The organism is Bradyrhizobium frederickii (assembly GCF_004570865.1).
Taxonomy (GTDB): Bacteria; Pseudomonadota; Alphaproteobacteria; order Rhizobiales; family Xanthobacteraceae; genus Bradyrhizobium; species Bradyrhizobium frederickii.
On record NZ_SPQS01000010.1, the window covers coordinates 179,876 to 198,195 of the forward strand.

Consider the following 18,320-nt stretch of genomic DNA (forward strand, 5'->3'; position numbering starts at 1 on the left):
GGGAGCCGGGCCCCGGCGGACTTATCCGCCGGGCGGTCTTGTCGCCTTACGCGCTCTTCTTCTGCCGCATCAGGTCGGCGAAGCGCTGGAACAGATAGTGCGAGTCGCGCGGGCCGGGCGAGGCCTCGGGGTGGTACTGCACCGAGAACACCGGCTTGCCGTCGAGCTGGATGCCGCAATTGGAGCCGTCGAACAGCGAGATGTGGGTCTGCGTCGCGCCCTTCGGCAGCGTCGTCTCGTCCACGGCAAAGCCGTGGTTCATCGAGGTGATCTCGACCTTGCCGGTGGTCTCGTCCTTCACGGGATGGTTGGCGCCGTGATGGCCCTGATGCATCTTCTTCGTCCTGGCGCCGACGGCAAGGCCGAGCATCTGGTGGCCGAGGCAGATGCCGAAGGTCGGCGTGCCCGACTTGATGACGTCCCGGATCACAGGCACGGCATATTTGCCGGTCGCGGCCGGATCGCCCGGACCGTTGGACAGGAAAACGCCGTCCGGCTTCATCGCCAAGATGTCTTCGGACGAGGTCGTCGCCGGCACCACCGTAACCTTGCAGCCGACGCCGGCGAGCAGGCGCAGGATGTTACGCTTGATGCCGTAGTCGATGGCGACGACATTGAACTCCGCCTTGTCCTGCCGGCCAAAGCCCTTGTCCCAGGCCCAAGGCGTCTCGTCCCAGGTGAAGCGCTGGCCGCTGGTGACCATCGGCACGAGGTCCATGCCCTCGAGACCGGGCCATTCGCGCGCCTCTTCCTTCAGGCCATGCAGGTCGAACTCGCCGGTCCTGGAATGCGCGATCACGGCATTGGGCATGCCCTTGCTGCGGATCAGCGCGGTCAGCGCGCGGGTGTCGATGCCGGAGAGGCCGATGATGCCGCGGGCCTTCAGCCACTGGTCGAGATGCTTGGTGGCGCGGTAGTTCGAGGGATCGGTGATCGCGGTGCGCAGAATCACGCCGCGCGCGCCCGGCGTCGCCGCCATGTTCACCGTCTCGATGTCTTCCTCGTTGGTACCGACATTGCCGATATGCGGGAAGGTGAAGGTGATGAGCTGGCCGGCATAGGAGGGATCGGTGAGGATCTCCTCATAGCCGGTCATCGCGGTGTTGAAGCAGACCTCGCCGACGGCGTGGCCTTCGGCACCGAGACCAAAGCCTTCGAGCACCGTGCCGTCGGCGAGCACGAGGAGCGCGGTCGGTTTGTGGTCCGGCCAGGCGGGATCGTTGTCATGTTGTGTCATGAGCGCGTTTCATAGTCCCCGCGGGCGCCGCCGTCAAAGCGCCAGACGCCGGATTCACATGCGTTTTTGCATATTTGACAGGCCTCCTCGGGCCCTTAAGCTCGGCCGCATAATTTCCGGCAATTTGAGGGGCTTGCGAGGCAATAATGGACCAGACCACCCCGATTGTGCTGGTTCCGGGGCTGGCCTCCTCGGCCCGGATCTACGCCCCCGTCATCCCGGCGCTGTGGCGGTTCGGTCCCGTGATGATCGCCAACCATGTCCGCGACGACAGCATGGCGGCGATCGCGGCCCGGGTGCTGAGCGAGGCGCCGCCGCGCTTCGCGCTCGCCGGCCATTCGATGGGCGGCTACATCGCGCTCGAGATCATGCGCCAGGCGCCCGAGCGGGTGGCCAGGCTCGCGCTGATCAACACCCAGGCCGGGCCCGATACCCCCGAGGCGACCGCGCGCCGCCTGGGCCTGATGGCGCGCGCCAGGCGCGGCGAGCTCCGCGCCATTCGCGACGAGAGCTTTCTGGAGCTGGTCCATCCGTCGCGGCGCGATGATGCCGAGATTCTCAAGCTCGTGCATGCGCAGGACGAGGATGTCGGCGTCGAGGGCTATCTGCGGCAGCAGGCCGCGATCATCGCAAGGGTGGATTCGCGTCCGACGCTGTCCGCCATCAGCTGCCCGACATTGGTGCTGACGGGCGATGCCGACAACACGATTCCGAACGCGTTCGCGAAGGAGATGGCCGAGGGCATCGCCGGCGCAAGGCTCGTGGTGCTCGAGCGCTGCGGACATCTACCGCAAGCCGAGCAGCCGGACGCGACCGTGCGCGCGCTGACCGAATGGCTCGCAACCGAGGTTGTCTAGGGGCCGCGAACGGCCTAGATCAGGCGTCAGATATTCGAAGGGATCACGGTCATGCTGCGCGACGACATCAACAATGCGGTCAAGGAGGCCATGAAGGCCAAGGACGAGCGCAAGCTGTCCACGCTGCGCATGGTCAACTCGACCATCAAGAACGCCGACATCGATGCCCGCGGCAACGGCAAGCCGCCGCTGTCGGACGCCGACCTGCTCGGTGTGCTGCAGAAGATGATCAAGCAGCGCCAGGAGGCGGTCGAGCTCTACGACAAGGGCGGCCGCGCCGAGCTCGCAGCCCAGGAGCGCGAGGAGATCGCGGTGATCTCGGCCTACCTGCCGAAGCAGATGGCCGACGACGAGGTGAAGAAGGCGATCACGGATGCGATCGCCGAGACCGGCGCTGCCGGCATGAAGGACATGGGCAAGGTGATTGCGGTGCTGCGCGCGAAGTACGCAGGCCAGATGGATTTCGGCAAGGCATCGGGCCTGGTGAAGACCGCGCTGTCGGGCTGACCTGTCATTCCGGGGCGACGCGGAAGCGTCGAGCCCGGAATCTATTGGGCCGCCAACCCCGTTGCGAAATGGATTCCGGGCTCGCGCCCTGCGCGCCCCGGAATGACAACAAGAACAAGGGAGGCCGCCATGACCGCCATCAAACCGTTCCGCATCGCCGTCAGCGACGACATCCTCACGGACCTCAAATCGCGCCTCGCGCGCACGCGCTGGCCCGAGGCCGAGCTGGTCGACGACTGGAGCCAGGGCGCGCCGCTGAAGTGGATCCGGGAGATCTGCGCCTATTGGGCCAACGATTACGACTGGCGCGCCCGCGAGGCGAAGCTCAACCGCTTCGAGCAGTTCACCACCGAGATCGACGGGCTCGACATCCATTTCATCCACGCGCGCTCGAAGGAGCCCTCGGCGCTGCCGCTGATCGTCACCCATGGCTGGCCGGGCTCGATCGTCGAGTTCCAGAAGGTGATCGCGCCGCTCACCGATCCCGTCGCGCATGGCGGCAATCCTGCCGATGCCTTCCACGTGGTCTGTCCCTCGCTGCCGGGCTTCGGCTTCTCGGCCAAGCCGAAGACCACCGGCTGGGGCGTCGATCGCATCGCCGCGGCCTGGGCGAAGCTGATGGACCGGCTCGGCTATATCAGCTACGGCGCGCAAGGCGGCGATTGGGGCTCGGCGGTGACGACCTCGCTCGGCGCACAGGATGCCGAGCATTGCGCCGGCATCCACATCACGCTCGCCTTCAATGCGGCGCCCAAGGTCGAGGGCGAGCCGACGGCGGAAGAGAAGCGCGCGCTGGCCGGCCTCAAGCACTATGTCGATCTCGACTCCGGCTATTCCAAGCAGCAGTCGACGCGCCCGCAGACGCTCGGCTATGGCCTCACGGATTCGCCGAGCGGGCAGGCGGCCTGGATCCTGGAAAAATTCTGGGCCTGGACCGATTGCAACGGCCATCCCGAGAACATCTTCAGCAAGGACGAGCTGCTCGACAACGTCATGCTCTATTGGGCGACGGAGACGGCGACCTCCTCGGCGCGGCTCTACTGGGAAAGTTTCGGCAAGCGTCGCACCACGCCTGTCGTCAAGGTGCCGACCGGCGTCGCCGCGTTCCCCAAGGAGATCATCACGCCGGTGCGGCGCTGGATGGAGCCGAGCTTTCCCAACATCACCCATTGGAGCGAGATGGAGAAGGGCGGCCATTTCGCCGCGTTCGAGCAGCCCGAGCTGTTCGTGCGCGATGTCAGGAAATTCTTCGCGACGGTGCGGTAGCCCCCACCGTCATGCCCGGGCTTGTCCCGGGCATCCACGGCCTTAGACTGGTCCCGAGAAGAACGTGGATGGCCGGAACAAGTCCGGCCATGACGCGAGAGCGCGGAAACGACCGAGCCCATGCTGACCGAAGCCGCAACCTATGACGAACTCGTCCGCTACTTCCGCTGGGACATCCCGGCGCGCTTCAACATGGCGCAGGCGTGCTGCGATCGCCATGCCGACGGCACCGGCCGGCTCGCGCTGATTTATCTCGACGAGAACGGCGTGACCAGCCGCACCTCCTTCGACGAGGTCGCCGAGATGTCGCGCCGCTTTGCCAATGTGCTGAAGGCGGACGGGCTGGCGCGCGGCGACCGCGTCGCGGTGTTCCTGTCGCAATCGCTGGAATTGCCGATCGCGCATATGGCGGCGTTCCGCTCCGGCCTGATCTCGATCCCGCTGTTCGCGCTGTTCGGCGAGGACGCGCTGGAGTTTCGCCTGTCCAACTCCGAGGCCAAGGCCATCGTTACCGACGAGGGCGGCTGGGAGAAGCTTGCGAAGATCCGCGATCGCCTGCCGGAGCTGAAGAATGTCTATATCGTCGGCACACGTGCACCCGCGGGCACGACATCGTTCTGGGATGCAGTGAAGGCCGCATCACCCGACTACGCCGGGGTCGACACCTCGTGCGATGACCCCGCGCTGATCATCTACACCTCGGGCACCACGGGAAACCCCAAGGGTGCGCTGCATGCGCACCGCGTCGTGCTCGGCCATCTGCCCAACGTCGAGATGTGCCACAACTTCCTGCCCAGGCCCGGCGATCTCATGTGGACGCCGGCGGATTGGGCCTGGATCGGCGGCCTCATCAACGGTCTGCTCGCGTTCTGGTATCACGGCATCCCCCTGGTCGGCTATCGTGCGCGCAAGTTCGAGCCGCAGGCGGCGATGCAGATGATGGCCGACCTCGGCGTCCGCAACGTCTTCCTGCCGCCGACCGCGCTGAAGCTGATGCGGCAGGCCGGCGTGAAGCATACGGGCGTCAAGCTGCGCAGCATCTTCACCGGCGGGGAATCGCTCGGCGGCGAGCTGCTCGGCTGGGTGCGCGAGACTTTCGGCATCGATGCGCACGAGGTGTTCGGCCAGACCGAGTGCAATCTCGTGATCGGCAGCAACGCCAACCTGTTTCCGATCCGCCCGGGTTCGATGGGCAAGGCGACGCCGGGTTTCGACGTCCGCATCGTCAACGACAAGGGCGAGGAATTGCCGCGCGGCGAGCGCGGCATCATCGGCGTGCGCCAGCCGTGCCCCGTCACCATGCTCGAATATTGGCGCAATCCGGAGGCGACGGCGAAGAAATATGCCGGCGCGTTCCTGCTCACCGGCGATCTCGGCGTGCAGGACGAGGACGGCTATTTCTGGTATGTCAGCCGCGAGGACGACGTCATCACCACCGCCGGCTATCGCGTCGGTCCGTCCGAGATCGAGCACACGCTGATGAAGCATCCCTCGGTGGCAATGGCCGCGGTCGTGGGCATCCCCGATCCGATCCGTACCGAATCGATCAAGGCGTGGATCGTGCTGCGTCCCGGCTTTACCGGCACCGACGCGCTCGCCCGCGAAATCCAGGAGTTCGTCAAGGTGCAGCTCGCCGCGCACGAATACCCGCGCTTCGTCGAATTCGCCGCGACGCTGCCGATGACGGCCACCGGCAAGGTGCTGCGGCGCGAGCTGCGGGCCAAGGGCTGACGTTCACCATGGCAAAGGCGCCTCAAGCCGCGGGACTTCACCGCGCCTCGCCCGACAAGCTGCACGATCTGGATACGGCGCTCGAGCTCATGTACTACGGCTGGCGCGGGATGACGCTGGAGGCCGACGCATATCTTGCCAAGCAGGGCCTGTCGCGGCCGCACCATCGCATCCTCTACGTGGTGGCGCGCCGGCCCGATATCGCGATCGGCGCGCTGATCGAGGTCCTCGGCATATCCAAACAGGCGTTGAACCGGCCGCTCAATCTGCTGCTGGAGCGCAAGCTCGTGACGTCGAAACGCTCGCCCGAGCAGCATCGCTCGAAGCTGTTGCGCCTGACGGGCGCCGGGCAGCGCATCGAGCAACGGGCCTCGGACCACGAGCGCAAGGTCATGCGCGAGGCGTTCGATCGCGTCGGGGCGCCTGGGGCCGCGGCCTGGATGGCCGTCATGGAGGCGATCGCCGACAACAACTGACAGTTTCTCAAGTCAACGTAGTTGACATGAGGAGCCGACTTTGCCACTTTCCTGGCCAACGAGCGAGGGGAGGGCCGTCTCATGGGCGGACAGACGATGAATCGCGCGGCCGCCGAGCCCTTCGTTGCGGCATGGTGCGCGAGCTGGCGCAAGGTCGATATCGACGCCGTCGTCGCGCATTTTGCCGCCGATGCGCAGATGCGCAGTCCTCTGGCGTTGACGCTGACCGGCTCTCCGGTCGTAGCGGGGGACGAGAACATCCGCGCCTATTGGCAGAAGGCCTATGGTCACATCGAAAGCGCGGACCTGAAGATATTGAGCTGGAGCTGGGACGATACGATCGCGCGGCTGACGGTGTGGTGGCAGCTTGGCGACACCCGCGCCAGCGAGTTCATGGATTTCGACGATGCCGGCCGCGTCGTCCGCAGCGAAGCCTTCTACGGAAAATGACCATGCGTCTTTCGGATATCGTCCTGCTCCTCAACACGCTCTGGTTCGTCGGCGCCTTCATCCAGTTCAGCATCGCGCAAACCAACACGCTGAAGATATTGCTGCCGCGGGAAGAGCGCAGCAATCCGATCGCGCCGACCCTGGCCGCCAGCGTCGCGTTCCTCGGCGGCATGAATCTGCCAATCGGGCTGCTGTCGCTCTATCTGCTGGCCGCCCGTCCGGCTTTCTTCCAGCCGGTCGAAGCCCAGCTCGCGCTGTTCCTGTTCTTCGCCGCCTGCCATTTCAGCCAGTTCGCCTACAATCTTCCGGTGCTGATGCGCGGCGGCCGGGTCGGGGTCGCCTACTGGCCGGTGCTGAAGGGCCCGATGCTGCGGATCTTCGTCATCGACGCGGGTCTGTTCGCGGCCAATCTCGCAGTGGCGCTTCTGCTCACATCGCGCTTCTAACTATCGCGGCGGCGCTGCCAGGGCGGACCGCAGCATCGCGGCAAGATCCTGCCTTCGGAACGGCTTGGTCAGAATGCGGGCGTTGATCCCGTCCGGCGTCTTGACGGGATCCTGGCTGTAGCCTGAGGTGAAGAGCACCTTGAGATCGGGCCGCAGCGCCACGGCTTGTCTTGCGAGCTCGGGCCCGAACATGCCGCCGGGCATCACGACGTCGGTTAACAGCAACTGGATGTCTCTGCTCTGGTGCAGCAATTCCAGCGCTGCGGGCCCATTCGACGCCGTGATGACGCGGTAGCCGAGCGCCTTCAACTCGTTCTCCACATAGGCGCGCACCATGTCGTCGTCTTCGACGAGGAGAATGGTTTCGTGGTCCGCCTGCGTGACGGTCCGCTCCGCGGGCGGCGGATCTTCGCTCGGCGGTGCTGCGAGACGGGGAAAGAACAGCCTGACGACACTGCCTTGTCCCGGCTCCGACTGCATCTGCACGAGTCCGCCGGATTGTTGTGCGAACCCGTAGACCATGCTCAGGCCGAGGCCGGTCCCCTTGCCGACCTCCTTGGTCGTGAAGAACGGCTCGAACGCGCGGGTCGCCACTTCGTAGCTCATGCCGCTGCCGGTATCCGTGACAGCCACCATGACGTAGTCGCCGGGCCGCGGCTCGCCGTTGACGTCGAGGTCCGATTGGCCGAGCGATGCGTTGCGGACCTCGACCGTCAGCCTGCCGCCTTCCGGCATCGCGTCGCGCGCGTTGAGCACGAGGTTGAGAACGGCGGTTGCCAATTGGCCGGGATCGACGCTGGCCAGCCATAAACCCGGCGCGAACGTGAAGTTGCACTCGATGTGCTCGCCCAGGGTCCTGCGCAGCAGCTGCTCCATGCCCAGGATCTTTTCGGCGATGTTGACCTCTCTTGGCCGGAGCGGCTGCTTGCGCGCGAAGGCGAGCAGGCTGCGTGTCAGGTCGGAGCCGCGCTCGGCGGCGGTCGCTATGTCGCTGGCGATCCGCTGCAATTCCCTGTTGGTCGCCAGGCTGTCGGCGAGATGCTCCGAATTGCCGAGGATGACGGTCAACAGATTGTTGAAGTCATGCGCCACGCCGCCGGTGAGCTGGCCCATGGCTTCCATCTTCTGGGACTGGCTGAGCTTGTGGCTGAGGTCGGCGATGGCGGCGCGTTGCTGCTCGAGCGACTCGGCCGTGCCGTTGAGCAGGGTCATCAATCCGCCGAGCTCGCCGCGCGGATGGGGCGGCGGAATTCGTGCGCTGAGATCGCCGCGCCCGAGTCTTTTCGCCATGACGGCGAGCCGCCCGACCTGGCGCCCGATGCTCACGGTGGTGAGGATCCACAGGCCGGCCAGGAGCAGCAGTGAGGCCACCGCGAGAATCGCCATGTCCTCGTAGAGCCGGCGGTTTGCCGCCGCGACCAGCCCGTTCTTGGAACGTCCGACCAGGATGTAGAGGCCGGCCTTGCGGATCAAGGGCGAGCGGGCAACGCCCCAGATCTGCGTGTGGCCCCCGCGATCGGTGACCTCCCGAAATGGCGCGCCATCGGGCGCTGCCGCGAAGCGGAACAGGTCGGAGCCCGCAATGGATCCGCCGACGGGCTCGCTCCAGCCGCCCTTGGGGGCGACCAGGACCGCTCCCTTGGCGTCGACGAAGAGAATGTCCTTTTCGGCGAGCAGCCGCTTGTCATGAAATTCCGCGAATTTGTTCAGGTTGAAGGACGCGAGCAGCACGAACTTCAGCGCGCCCGCCTCTGATCGCACGGGATAGGCGATTTGGAGCACCGACAATCCGGTGAGGCGGCCGAACACCGGCTCTACCGCGACTTTGCCTTGAAGATTCTTGACCTCTTTGAAATAGCCGCGGTCGTTCAGGTCGAGCGCGCGGTTGGTCCGCAGCGAGTCGCAGAACAGTCTGCCGTCGGGATCGATGGTCAGGATACCCGTGAACTGCGGATATTCCTCGCGGACATCCGCCAGAAACGCCGAGCACGCCGTCTTGTCGCGCGTGTCGAGATCGCGGGCACGGGCGAGCCCGTAGTGGAGCTGGGCGGTGCCCTGGATCTTCTCGCCCAGATCGGCCGCGATGTCGTCGGCGGATGCGGCCAGATTGGCAAGCGCCGCGTCGATCTCGCTGGCCCGGTTCTGCATGAAGCGCAGGCCGACCAGAATCGCCGGTACGAGCATGGCCGCGATGACGAGAATCAGTAACCGGGTACGCAGGCTCATCGGTGGGACGGTCCGCTCTCGGGCGAGGGTGCTCGGAGGTACAATTTGCGGCACGATCAACCGCCCCGTCCATAGCCTCAGCGCGAAAATCGCACCAAAGGCCAGGATTTCGCATCGCGAGCATTGTTGCGTCGCCGCTGCTCGTCGCACCGGCCCGCATTAAGTTGCGCCTGCGCGCGGCGGCGCTAGTATCGCGCTCAACCCGCGCGCGACGAAAGATCGCGCCGATCTGTGGAGGATGCTGATGTCCATCTCAGGCAAGGTCGATCCGGTGGTGCGTCCCGTCGCGGCGACCGACATCGCCGAGGCGCTGGTCGAGGGGCTGCGTGATTTCCAGGCACTGCCGCTTTACGGACTGTGCTTCGGCGCGCTTTACGCCGCCGGCGGCATTGCCATCATGCTGTGCCTCACCGCCTTCGGCATGGTCTATCTGGTCTATCCCCTGGCGGCAGGCTTCGCGCTGATCGGACCGTTCGTGGCGATCGGCCTCTACGAGGTCAGCCGCCGCCGCGAGCGTGGCGAGCCGGTTTCCTTCGGCGCGATCTGGTCGGCCGTGCGCTCGCGCAGCGAGATCGGCTGGATGGCGTTCGTTACGCTGTTCGTGTTCGTGGTCTGGATGTACCAGGTGCGGCTCCTGATCGCGCTCCTGCTCGGCCTGCACGCCTCGTTCTCGAGCCTTCAGGAATTCATGACTGTGGTGCTGACGACCAACGAGGGCCTGCTGTTCCTCGGCATCGGCAATGCGGTCGGTGCCGTGCTGTCGCTGATCCTGTTCTCGCTGACCGTGGTGTCGTTTCCGCTGCTGCTCGACCGCGAGGTCGATTTCGTCACGGCGATGGTGACGAGCGTGCGCGCTGTGGTGACGAGCCCGCTGCCGATGATCTCGTGGGCCGCCGTGATCGTGATGCTGCTGATCGTCTCGGCGCTGCCCTACTTTCTCGGACTGATCGTGACCCTGCCGGTGCTTGGGCATGCGACCTGGCATCTCTACCGGCGGCTGGTGGCGCCGTTGTAGCTCGCCGCCTTCGTCCCTTGGGGCAGTGCATAGGGTGGGCAAAGCGGAGCGTGCCGACGCATCTGTTGCGATGTTGGGTTGGTCGTGGGCACGGCGCAAGTGCGCCTTTGCCCCCCTACGATAGTTTCGCTGCAACGACGAACGCCTACGGCGTCTTGATCCCCATCGCCTTCAGCGCTTCCAGCATCTTCACGGGCGGGGACATCTTGATTTGCGGCGCCTTGCCTGTCTCCAGCAGGCTCTTCAATCCGGAAAGGATCGCGGGCCAGCCGGTGCGGCCGCCGGAAAGGATGTCGTCGCTGAGCTCGCGGTCGTGGCGTTCGCTCATCGTGAGACGGACGGCTTCGCCGGCTGTCTCGATCTCGTAGGTGACGAGCGTGGAGCCGAGCTTGTCGACGAGGTCGGGCCAATTGACGTTCCAGCTCACCGTGAGCTTCCTCGGCGGATCGTATTCGAACACTTCGCCGGAGATGTGCTCGGAGCCGTCGGGTGCGCGCACGATGAAACTGCCGCCGAGCTTCGGCTCCATCTCCACCGCAAAGCCGGAGAAATATTTTCGGCTGAACTCCGCCGAGGTCAGCGCCTCCCACACCTTCTCGGGCGTCGAGGCGATGTAGATGGTGTAGACGGTCAGCGGCTTGAATTGATCGATATTCATTTTGCGTCAAATCCCTTGTTGAGCGCCGCGCGCGGGATGTCGAGAATTTTTCCTCTCTCCAGCAGGCTCTTGAGCGCGGACAGGATCGCCGGCCAGCCGTTGGAGACGGCGCCGAGATATTTGCCGCCTTCGACGAAGCCGTCATGCAGCACGGTCAAACGCACGAGCGAGCCGAACGGTTCGATCGTGAAGACGACGCGCGAGATCGGCTCGTTGCGCAGCTCCTCGAATTTGTGGTGCTTGAAACTGTAGGACAATCGCCGCGGCGGATCGGATTCCAGGATCTCGCCGGAATCGGTGACCTCACCGTCGAGCAGAAGCGCGAAGGGCGAACCGACCTTCCAGTCCGAGCGAACCTCGGCGCCGAACCAGTATTGCCGGGTGAACTCGCTTGACGTCAGCGCCTCCCACAGCTTGTCCGGCGTGGTCTCGATATAGATCACGTAGACGAATTGCGGCTTACTCATCGCGCTTCTCCAACTGACGTTTCAACTCGCCGAGCGCGGCGAGCTTGCCGCGCTCGAATTTCTTGATCCAGCGTTCGCCGATCTGATGGATCGGCACCGGGTTGAGGTAGTGCAGCTTCTCGCGGCCATGCCTGATGGTCGTGACGAGATTGGCCTCCTCCAGAATCGCAAGGTGCTTGGTCACGGCCTGCCGCGTCATCGCAAGGCCCTCGCAGAGCTGGTTCAGCGTCTGGCCGTTCCTGGCGTGAAGCCGGTCCAACAGCGAGCGTCGCGATGCGTCGGCGAGCGCTTTGAAGACCTCATCCATGGCAATGATAATAGGCAACCAAATGGTTGCATGTCAAGATGATGTTTTTGGCGCGCGCAATCGGCCGTGCTAGCTTTTCATCTCAGCCAGCACAGATTGGTTCCGGGAGGACATTGATGTTCCGTTGCGTTCTGACTGCTGCCGCCGTCGTCCTCTTCGCTTGCAGCACCGCGGTCCACGCCCAGAGGCAAACCGTCGGCGCGCCGCCTGAAGCGTCCAACATGAAGCTCGTCGGCTACAATGACCTGCAGGCCCGCAGCGCCTATCAACCGACCATCCATCACCAGGGCGATCGCTGGATCGCCTATATCGGCCATCACGGCGGCACCGACGACGTGCCCGCGCCCGTCAATCCGATGACGGGCAAGGCCGAGCCGAACGGAACGTCCATTGTCGACGTCACCGATCCCGCGCGTCCGAAATATCTGCGCCATCTGCCGGGGCAGGAGGGCAAGTACGATTCCGGCGGCGCGCAAATGGTGCGGGTCTGCGACGGCAAGGCGTTGCCGAAGGGCGATCCCAATGCAGTCTACATGCTTAGGACCTTCGGCAACGAGGCGCATGAGATCTGGAACGTCACCGACCCCGCCAGCCCGGTGCTCATCACGCGCATCGGCGGCTTGAAGGACACGCACAAGAGCTGGTGGGAATGCGACACCGGCATTGCCTATCTCGTCTCGGGAGCGCCGGACTGGCGCACGCGGCGCATGACGCAAGTTTACGATCTCTCCGATCCCGCGCGTCCGCAGAAGATTCGCGACTTTGGTCTGCCGGGTCAGGAGCCCGGTTCGACCGGCGCGGTGCCGACCGAGCTGCACGGGCCGATCTCGACCGGGCCCAAAGGCAACCGCGTCTATTTCGGCTACGGCACCAACAAGGGCGGCATCTTGCAGATTGTCGACCGCGACAAGCTCCTGAGCGGGGCAAAGGAGCCGACGCCCGACAATTTGCGCTATCCCGAGATTGCGCGGCTGCCGATGTCCGCCTTCAACGGCGCGCACACCACGTTTCCGATGCTTGACATGCCGATCGCGGAATTTTCTGAGGACAAGGACGGCAAGACCCGCGACATCGTCATGATCGTGAATGAAGCGATCCTCAATGAATGCGGCGAGGCGCGGCAGATGGTGTGGTTCGCCGACGTCACCACCGAGACGCGTCCGATGATGATCTCGAGCTACACCGTGCCGGAGGCGAGCGGGCAGTTCTGCCAGCGCGGCGGCCGGTTCGGCGCGCATTCCTCGAACGAGAGCATGGCGCCGGTCTATCACAAGAAGCTGGCCTTCATCGCCTTCTTCAATGCCGGCGTGCGCGCGCTCGACATCCGCGATCCCTATCATCCCAGGGAAGTCGGCTATTTCATTCCGTCGATCACCGCTGCGACCGACAAGCGCTGTATTCCCATCGAAGGCGGCGAGCGCTGCAAGGTCGCGATCCAGACCAACAATGTCGAGACAGACGACCGCGGCTACATCTACATCGTCGACCGCGCCAATACCGGCCTGCACATCCTCGATCTGACCGGTCCCGCGCGCACGGTCGCCGGCCTGCCGAAGAACTGACGATGCGGCGCGTGACGATGCGGCGCGGGTGCCCACGATCTCCCCTCATTCTCCGCTGTCATCACCCGCGAAAGCGGGTGATCCAGTACGCCGCGGCGGTCGTGAAATACGGAAAGGCCGCGGCGTACTGGATACCCGCCTTCGCGGGTATGACACCGGCTGTCGGACGCAGACGTTGCGCTCATCCGGCTTCCGTTTCCGCCTTTCGCATGCATTAATGTCCCCAACCGCTTTCAGCCGAGTCCCTCCCATGATGTCCATGCAAGCCTATCTCGCCTTCGTCGCCGCCTGCATTGCGCTGGCGCTGCTGCCGGGGCCGATCGTGACCCTCGTCATCGCCAACGGCCTGCGCCACGGCACGCGTGCCGCGCTCACCAACGTCGCCGGTGCGCAAGCCGGACTCGCCATCGTCATCGGCATCGTCGCGGTCGGCCTGACATCGCTGATGGCGACCATGGGCTATTGGTTCGACTGGGTGCGCTTTGCCGGCGCCGCCTATCTGGTCTGGCTCGGCATCAAGCTGATCTGGGCGCCGGTCGAAGGCGTCGATGTCGACGCGCCGCCTCCGCCGCCGCGCGGCGGCTTCTTCCTGCAAGGGTTTCTGGTGCTGCTGTCGAACCCGAAGGTGCTGGTGTTCTTCGGCGCCTTCATCCCGCAATTCATGGACATGAACCAGCCGCACTTTCCGCAAGTCGCGCTGCTGGGCGCCACCTTCATGGTCACCGCCGTGATGACGGACGCGCTCTACGCCATCGCCGCCGGCCGCGCGCGAAAGTTCTTCTCGGCGCGCCGCACGCGGATGATGTCGCGCATCTCCGGCGGCTTCATGATCGGCGGCGGCATCTGGCTGGCGCTGACGCGGGCGAAGTGAGCCCTACACCAGCCGCTCCGGGGTCAGCTCGACCGCGATCTCGCCAAGGATCCCTGCCAGTATCCCTGCCAGCCGTTCGGCCCATTGCTGCTGGCCGGACTGGTCCGCGATCAGGTCCTGCCGGATCTCGATGCCGGTGTTGACGAGGCCGCGCCCTTCGCCGTGCACGGGGATGGTGTAGTCGGTGAGGTCGCTGACCGCATAAGGCTCGTTGTCGCCGACGACGAGGTCGCCGGCCGCGCGCAGATGCTTCAGCAGCAGCTGCGGCAGCACGGTGTCGCGATTGTAGAGCGCGCCGATGTGCCAGGGCCGCGCGACGCCGGCATAGACGGGCGTGAAGCTGTGCAGCGACACCAGCACGGTCGGCCGACCGGCGCGCAGGCGGTGATTGATCACAGCATCGATGCGACGATGGTAGGGCTCGAAGATCTCGCGCCGCCGCGCCGCACGCTCCTCATCCGAAATGCCGTCGTTGCGCGGGATCGCGGTTGCTTCGGAGATGACGGGAATCGAGCTTGCCGCTTCGGGCGGGCGGTTGCAGTCGATCACGAGCCGCGAATAGCGCTGCGCGATCAGATGGGCATCCAGCAGCGCCGCGAGGTGCTCGGCGACGCCGGCAATGCCGATGTCCCGGGCGATGTGCCGCGTCAGCTCGGCCTCGGCGACGCCGAGGTCGCCAAGCGCACGCGGTAGCACCCGTCCGTAATGATCCGAGGTGAGCAGGAAAGGCGACGTCCCCCGCGCATTCACCTCATGCACGGGCGGAATGTCGCCCTCGCCGAGCAGTTGATCGGTTGCCTCGGCCGTATGCAGGTCCATCCTGATTGCCTATGAAACGATTACGTGTGTAAACCGAGTAACGATATTGCCCCGACATCGCAACGTTAGAACAGCATGACCTCCGATCGCCTCTTCGTCTACGGCACCCTGATGCGCGGTTTCGACCATCCGATGGCGCGTCTGCTGGCGGGACACGCGGATTTTCTGGGTGAAGCGACCTGCCGGGGCCGGCTCGTTCTGGTGAAGCATTATCCGGGCCTGCTGCTGTCGGAGGCGGCCTCCGAGCTCGTCCATGGCGAGCTCTTTCGGATGCGCGTGCCGGACGAGTTGCTGCGCGAGCTCGACATGTACGAAGCCTGCGGCGAAGGCTTTCCCGAGCCGACCGAATATCTGCGCCAGCTGGTCGACGTGACCTTGCCCGACGGCACCGCGGAGAAGGCCTGGACCTATGTCTACAACTGGCCCGTCACCGGTCTGCCCCGCATCGAGTCCGGGCGTTTCCTGCAGCACTAGATATCTTCGAGCATGATCTTATCGGAAAACCGCTGCGCACTTTTCCGGATCATGCTCTAGGCCGACAGCACTTCCTTCACCACGCGTACGTCGACCTCGCGCTCGACGTACGCCCACTCCTCGGTCCGCCGCAATATCCCGACCAGCTCCTCGAACAGCGGGGCATGCGCCGGCGCGAATTCGAACCAGGTGAGGAAATCGAAGGGCTCGCCGAGGTCGCGGCAATGATAGAGCTGGCGCGCAATCGCGGGCAGAAAACGAAGGCTGTTCGCGATATGCTGCGATCTGTCCTCGAAGATCTTGCGCCGCTCCTCCTGCGTCAGCTCCCACCAGGCCTGCGACTTGCGGATCGGGATCAGCGCCGCGGAGGTCGCTTCCATCCGGCCGAGGCCGGCCTGCACGGCGACGAGCTTCTCCTTCTCGGCCCGCTCGGTGTAGCGCAGGCTGCTGGCAACGCCGACCAGCCGCCACGCATTGCGCGAGGGCACCAGCGGCAACGACACGGCCTCGCTGTCGGTCACCGACAGCGCTGGGACGAAGGGCAGGGGCTCGCCCGTAACCGGTGCAATCGAGGTCACACGCCAGCCCCCGCTCTGGCCGCCTCGAAAGGTCCTGAACATGCCCCATGGAAGCGTGGAACCAGGCCGGGTTCAAGCTTTTCCCGTCATTCCGGGGCGATGCGTAGCATCGAACCCGGAATCTCGAGATTCCGGGTTCGCCCTGCGGGCGCCCCGGAATGACCGAAGGAAGGCAGGCTGTGAACAGCGCGCATAATCCTGACAAACCTAACTTTTCGGTTCGCCGCACCTATATCCCTAATCCCAGCCCGACTCACTTTGGATTGCCTTTGGATTGCGCTAGACACACACCATGCGCTTCACGCCTCAATTCCTCGACGAGCTTCGTGCCCGGCTTTCGGTCTCCGAAGTCGTGGGCAAGCGCGTGAAGCTGAAGAAGGCGGGGCGGGAGTGGAAGGGGCTGTCGCCGTTCCAGCAGGAGAAGACGCCGTCCTTCTACGTCAACGACCAGAAGGGTTTTTACCACGACTTCTCCTCCGGCAAGCACGGCGACATCATCAGCTTCGTGATGGAGACCGACGGCCTGCCGTTCGCGGAGGCTGTGGAGCGGCTCGCCGGCATGGCCGGCCTGGCGCTGCCGGCGGTGACGCCGGATGCGGCCCGGCAGGAGCAGCGCCGCCGCACGCTGCATGACGTCATGGACCTCGCCGCGACCTATTTCGCGGAGACGCTGGCCTCGCGCTTGGGTGCCAAGGCGCGCGGCTATCTCGCCGATCGTGCCATCTCGCCGGCGACGCAATTGCAGTTCCGCCTCGGCTATGCCTCGCCCGATCGCTTCGCGTTGAAGGAGCACCTCGGCAAGCTCGGCGTCTCCGTCGACGACATGGTTGAGACCGGCCTGCTCGTGGCCGGCAACGACATTCCCGTGCCTTATGACCGCTTCCGCGATCGCGTGATGTTTCCGATCACGGATCTCCGCGGCCGCGTCATCGCCTTCGGCGGACGCGCGCTGGAGAAGGACGTTCCCGCAAAATACCTGAACTCGCCGGAGACGCCGCTCTTCCACAAGGGCGACAATCTCTACAACCACCAGACCGCGCGCAAAGCCACGCATGATGGCGCGCCGCTGATCGTGGTCGAAGGCTATGTCGACGTCATCGCCATGGTCACCGCGGGTTTTGCCGGCAGCGTCGCGCCGCTCGGTACCGCGCTCACCGAGAGCCAGCTCGGGCTGCTCTGGAAGATGGCGGACGAGCCGATCCTCTGCTTCGACGGCGACCGCGCCGGCCAGAAGGCGGCCTATCGCGCCGCGGATCTTGCGCTGCCATTCCTCGCGCCCGGCAAGAGCCTTCGTTTCGCGCTGCTGCCGGAAGGGCAGGACCCCGACGATCTCGCGCGCTCCGGCGGGCGCGGCGCGGTCGAAGAGGTGATTGGAGCTGCCCGCCCGCTTGCCGACATGATCTGGTCGCGCGAGCTTGAAGGCGGCAATTTCGCCACGCCCGAGCGCCGCGCCGCGCTGGAGGCGCGCATCAAGGAGCTGACGAACGGCATCCGCGACGAGGTGGTGCGGCGCTATTACCGCGACGAGTTCGCCGAGCGGCTGCAGCGCACCTTCGCCCCCGACGGCGGCCGCGGCGGCTTCAATGGCCGGGGCAATTTCCGCCAAGGCCAAGGCGGTGGCGGCCGCCCATTCCAGCCCAGGGGCGGAGCGGCGAATCGATTCGGCGGCCAGGGCTTCAGAGGCGGCGGCCGCGGCGCGTTCGCCCCCACCCCGCTACCGTCAGGCCCCTACCAGGCGGCCAGCCCCCAGCTGGCGGCGAGCCCGATCATGAAGGGCCAGCGCAGCGCCATCTCCCGCCGGGAGGCCCTGATCCTGCAATGCCTGATCAACCACCCCTGGCTGCTGCACGACCACCTCGAGGAGGTCGCGGCCCTGGAGCTGGCCCATCCCGAGGCCCACAAGCTCAGGGCGGGCATCATTGCCGCCTTCGCCAACGACCATCACCATTCGCCCGACCCCGAGGAGCAGGCCGAGAAAATGCGGTCGGACCTCGCGAAGGGTGGATTTTCGCAAGTCCTTCAAAGGGTTGAGAACGGCATCACCACCGCCGCGGTGTGGGGCGCGCGCGAGGGCGCGGCGCGGGACGACGTTCTTGCCACATGGCATCAGCTGGTTGCCTTGCATCGGCAATGGCATTCACTACTTAGGGAGCTGAAGGACGCCGAGCTGGCCTTGGGGGAAGACCCCAGCGAGGCCAATTTGGCGTGGCTGCGTGACGTCAAGGCTCGGATAGGCGAAGTCGACGGTACCGAAGCCCTGATCGAGGGTTTTGGCGAGCTGTCGGGTCGGTTCCAGAAGAGCATGTGATGAAAAGAATCATGCGGACGGCCGGGGCCGGAACCGCTAAAAGACTCGCCAAATCCAAGGTTTGG

Annotated in this window: 19 protein-coding genes; 12 read left to right on the forward strand and 7 right to left on the reverse strand. The window is 65.3% G+C overall.

The features are described 5' to 3' along the window. Positions 1–46 precede the first annotated feature (46 nt). The gene (gene carA, locus E4K64_RS19275; protein WP_135164925.1) at positions 47–1,237 is read right to left on the reverse strand and encodes a glutamine-hydrolyzing carbamoyl-phosphate synthase small subunit; all 1,191 of its coding nucleotides are present in this window, start codon (positions 1,235–1,237) and stop codon (positions 47–49) included. 146 nt (positions 1,238–1,383) lie between these two features. Between carA and E4K64_RS19280 the strand changes: the two genes are divergently transcribed. The 7 genes from E4K64_RS19280 to E4K64_RS19310 all read left to right on the forward strand — a co-directional run bounded on the left by E4K64_RS19280 (position 1,384) and on the right by E4K64_RS19310 (position 6,970). Further along, positions 1,384–2,094 (forward strand): alpha/beta fold hydrolase, encoded by a 711-nt coding sequence (locus E4K64_RS19280; protein WP_135164926.1) that lies wholly within the window; start codon positions 1,384–1,386, stop codon positions 2,092–2,094. A 51-nt stretch (positions 2,095–2,145) separates the two neighbouring features. Then, positions 2,146–2,601 carry a GatB/YqeY domain-containing protein gene (locus E4K64_RS19285; protein ID WP_135164927.1) on the forward strand — a complete coding sequence of 152 codons (456 nt, stop codon included), beginning with the start codon at positions 2,146–2,148 and terminating at the stop codon, positions 2,599–2,601. 129 nt (positions 2,602–2,730) lie between these two features. Continuing rightward, positions 2,731–3,867, forward strand: a complete 1,137-nt coding sequence (locus tag E4K64_RS19290) for an epoxide hydrolase family protein (RefSeq protein WP_135164928.1) — start codon at positions 2,731–2,733, stop codon at positions 3,865–3,867. A 120-nt stretch (positions 3,868–3,987) separates the two neighbouring features. Beyond that, positions 3,988–5,598 (forward strand): acyl-CoA synthetase, encoded by a 1,611-nt coding sequence (locus E4K64_RS19295; RefSeq protein WP_135164929.1) that lies wholly within the window; start codon positions 3,988–3,990, stop codon positions 5,596–5,598. An 8-nt stretch (positions 5,599–5,606) separates the two neighbouring features. Next, positions 5,607–6,074 (forward strand): MarR family winged helix-turn-helix transcriptional regulator, encoded by a 468-nt coding sequence (locus tag E4K64_RS19300; protein ID WP_135164930.1) that lies wholly within the window; start codon positions 5,607–5,609, stop codon positions 6,072–6,074. Between the two features lie 81 nt (positions 6,075–6,155). Further along, a complete protein-coding gene (locus tag E4K64_RS19305; RefSeq protein WP_135164931.1) occupies positions 6,156–6,524 on the forward strand; it encodes a nuclear transport factor 2 family protein in 369 nt (122 codons plus the stop codon). A 2-nt stretch (positions 6,525–6,526) separates the two neighbouring features. Beyond that, positions 6,527–6,970, forward strand: a complete 444-nt coding sequence (locus tag E4K64_RS19310) for a hypothetical protein (protein ID WP_135164932.1) — start codon at positions 6,527–6,529, stop codon at positions 6,968–6,970. On the opposite strand, the gene E4K64_RS19315 is transcribed toward E4K64_RS19310, so the two are convergent. Continuing rightward, positions 6,971–9,196: an ATP-binding protein gene (locus E4K64_RS19315; RefSeq protein WP_135164933.1), complete on the reverse strand. Its 2,226-nt coding sequence runs from the start codon at positions 9,194–9,196 to the stop codon at positions 6,971–6,973. 244 nt (positions 9,197–9,440) lie between these two features. Between E4K64_RS19315 and E4K64_RS19320 the strand changes: the two genes are divergently transcribed. Continuing rightward, positions 9,441–10,211: a DUF2189 domain-containing protein gene (locus E4K64_RS19320; protein WP_135164934.1), complete on the forward strand. Its 771-nt coding sequence runs from the start codon at positions 9,441–9,443 to the stop codon at positions 10,209–10,211. Between the two features lie 145 nt (positions 10,212–10,356). On the opposite strand, the gene E4K64_RS19325 is transcribed toward E4K64_RS19320, so the two are convergent. Genes E4K64_RS19325 through E4K64_RS19335 form a run of 3 tightly spaced genes read right to left on the reverse strand, consistent with a single transcriptional unit; the run spans position 10,357 to position 11,643 of the window. Beyond that, positions 10,357–10,869, reverse strand: a complete 513-nt coding sequence (locus tag E4K64_RS19325) for an SRPBCC family protein (RefSeq protein WP_135164935.1) — start codon at positions 10,867–10,869, stop codon at positions 10,357–10,359. Continuing rightward, complete coding sequence (locus tag E4K64_RS19330) at positions 10,866–11,336, reverse strand: SRPBCC family protein (RefSeq protein WP_135164936.1); 471 nt, start codon at positions 11,334–11,336, stop codon at positions 10,866–10,868. The genes E4K64_RS19325 and E4K64_RS19330 overlap by 4 nt, the downstream gene beginning before the upstream one ends. Next, positions 11,329–11,643 carry an ArsR/SmtB family transcription factor gene (locus tag E4K64_RS19335; protein WP_135165033.1) on the reverse strand — a complete coding sequence of 105 codons (315 nt, stop codon included), beginning with the start codon at positions 11,641–11,643 and terminating at the stop codon, positions 11,329–11,331. The genes E4K64_RS19330 and E4K64_RS19335 overlap by 8 nt, the downstream gene beginning before the upstream one ends. Before the next feature lie 116 nt (positions 11,644–11,759). Between E4K64_RS19335 and E4K64_RS19340 the strand changes: the two genes are divergently transcribed. Further along, positions 11,760–13,205 carry an LVIVD repeat-containing protein gene (locus tag E4K64_RS19340; protein WP_135164937.1) on the forward strand — a complete coding sequence of 482 codons (1,446 nt, stop codon included), beginning with the start codon at positions 11,760–11,762 and terminating at the stop codon, positions 13,203–13,205. Between the two features lie 250 nt (positions 13,206–13,455). Next, a complete protein-coding gene (locus E4K64_RS19350; RefSeq protein ID WP_209311973.1) occupies positions 13,456–14,076 on the forward strand; it encodes a LysE family translocator in 621 nt (206 codons plus the stop codon). Positions 14,077–14,079: 3 nt separating this feature from the next. Here E4K64_RS19350 and E4K64_RS19355 read toward each other — a convergent pair whose 3' ends face one another. Continuing rightward, on the reverse strand, positions 14,080–14,895 hold the full coding sequence (locus E4K64_RS19355; RefSeq protein WP_135164938.1) for an N-formylglutamate amidohydrolase: 816 nt from the start codon (positions 14,893–14,895) through the stop codon (positions 14,080–14,082). A 75-nt stretch (positions 14,896–14,970) separates the two neighbouring features. Between E4K64_RS19355 and E4K64_RS19360 the strand changes: the two genes are divergently transcribed. After that, entirely contained in the window at positions 14,971–15,369 is a 399-nt protein-coding gene (locus E4K64_RS19360) for a gamma-glutamylcyclotransferase family protein (protein WP_135164939.1), read from the forward strand. 56 nt (positions 15,370–15,425) lie between these two features. On the opposite strand, the gene E4K64_RS19365 is transcribed toward E4K64_RS19360, so the two are convergent. Next, positions 15,426–15,989, reverse strand: a complete 564-nt coding sequence (locus E4K64_RS19365; RefSeq protein ID WP_135164940.1) for a chlorite dismutase family protein — start codon at positions 15,987–15,989, stop codon at positions 15,426–15,428. Positions 15,990–16,239: 250 nt separating this feature from the next. Here E4K64_RS19365 and dnaG point away from each other — a divergent pair, with 250 nt between their 5' ends. Further along, entirely contained in the window at positions 16,240–18,255 is a 2,016-nt protein-coding gene (gene dnaG / locus E4K64_RS19370) for a DNA primase (protein WP_135164941.1), read from the forward strand. Positions 18,256–18,320 lie beyond the last annotated feature (65 nt).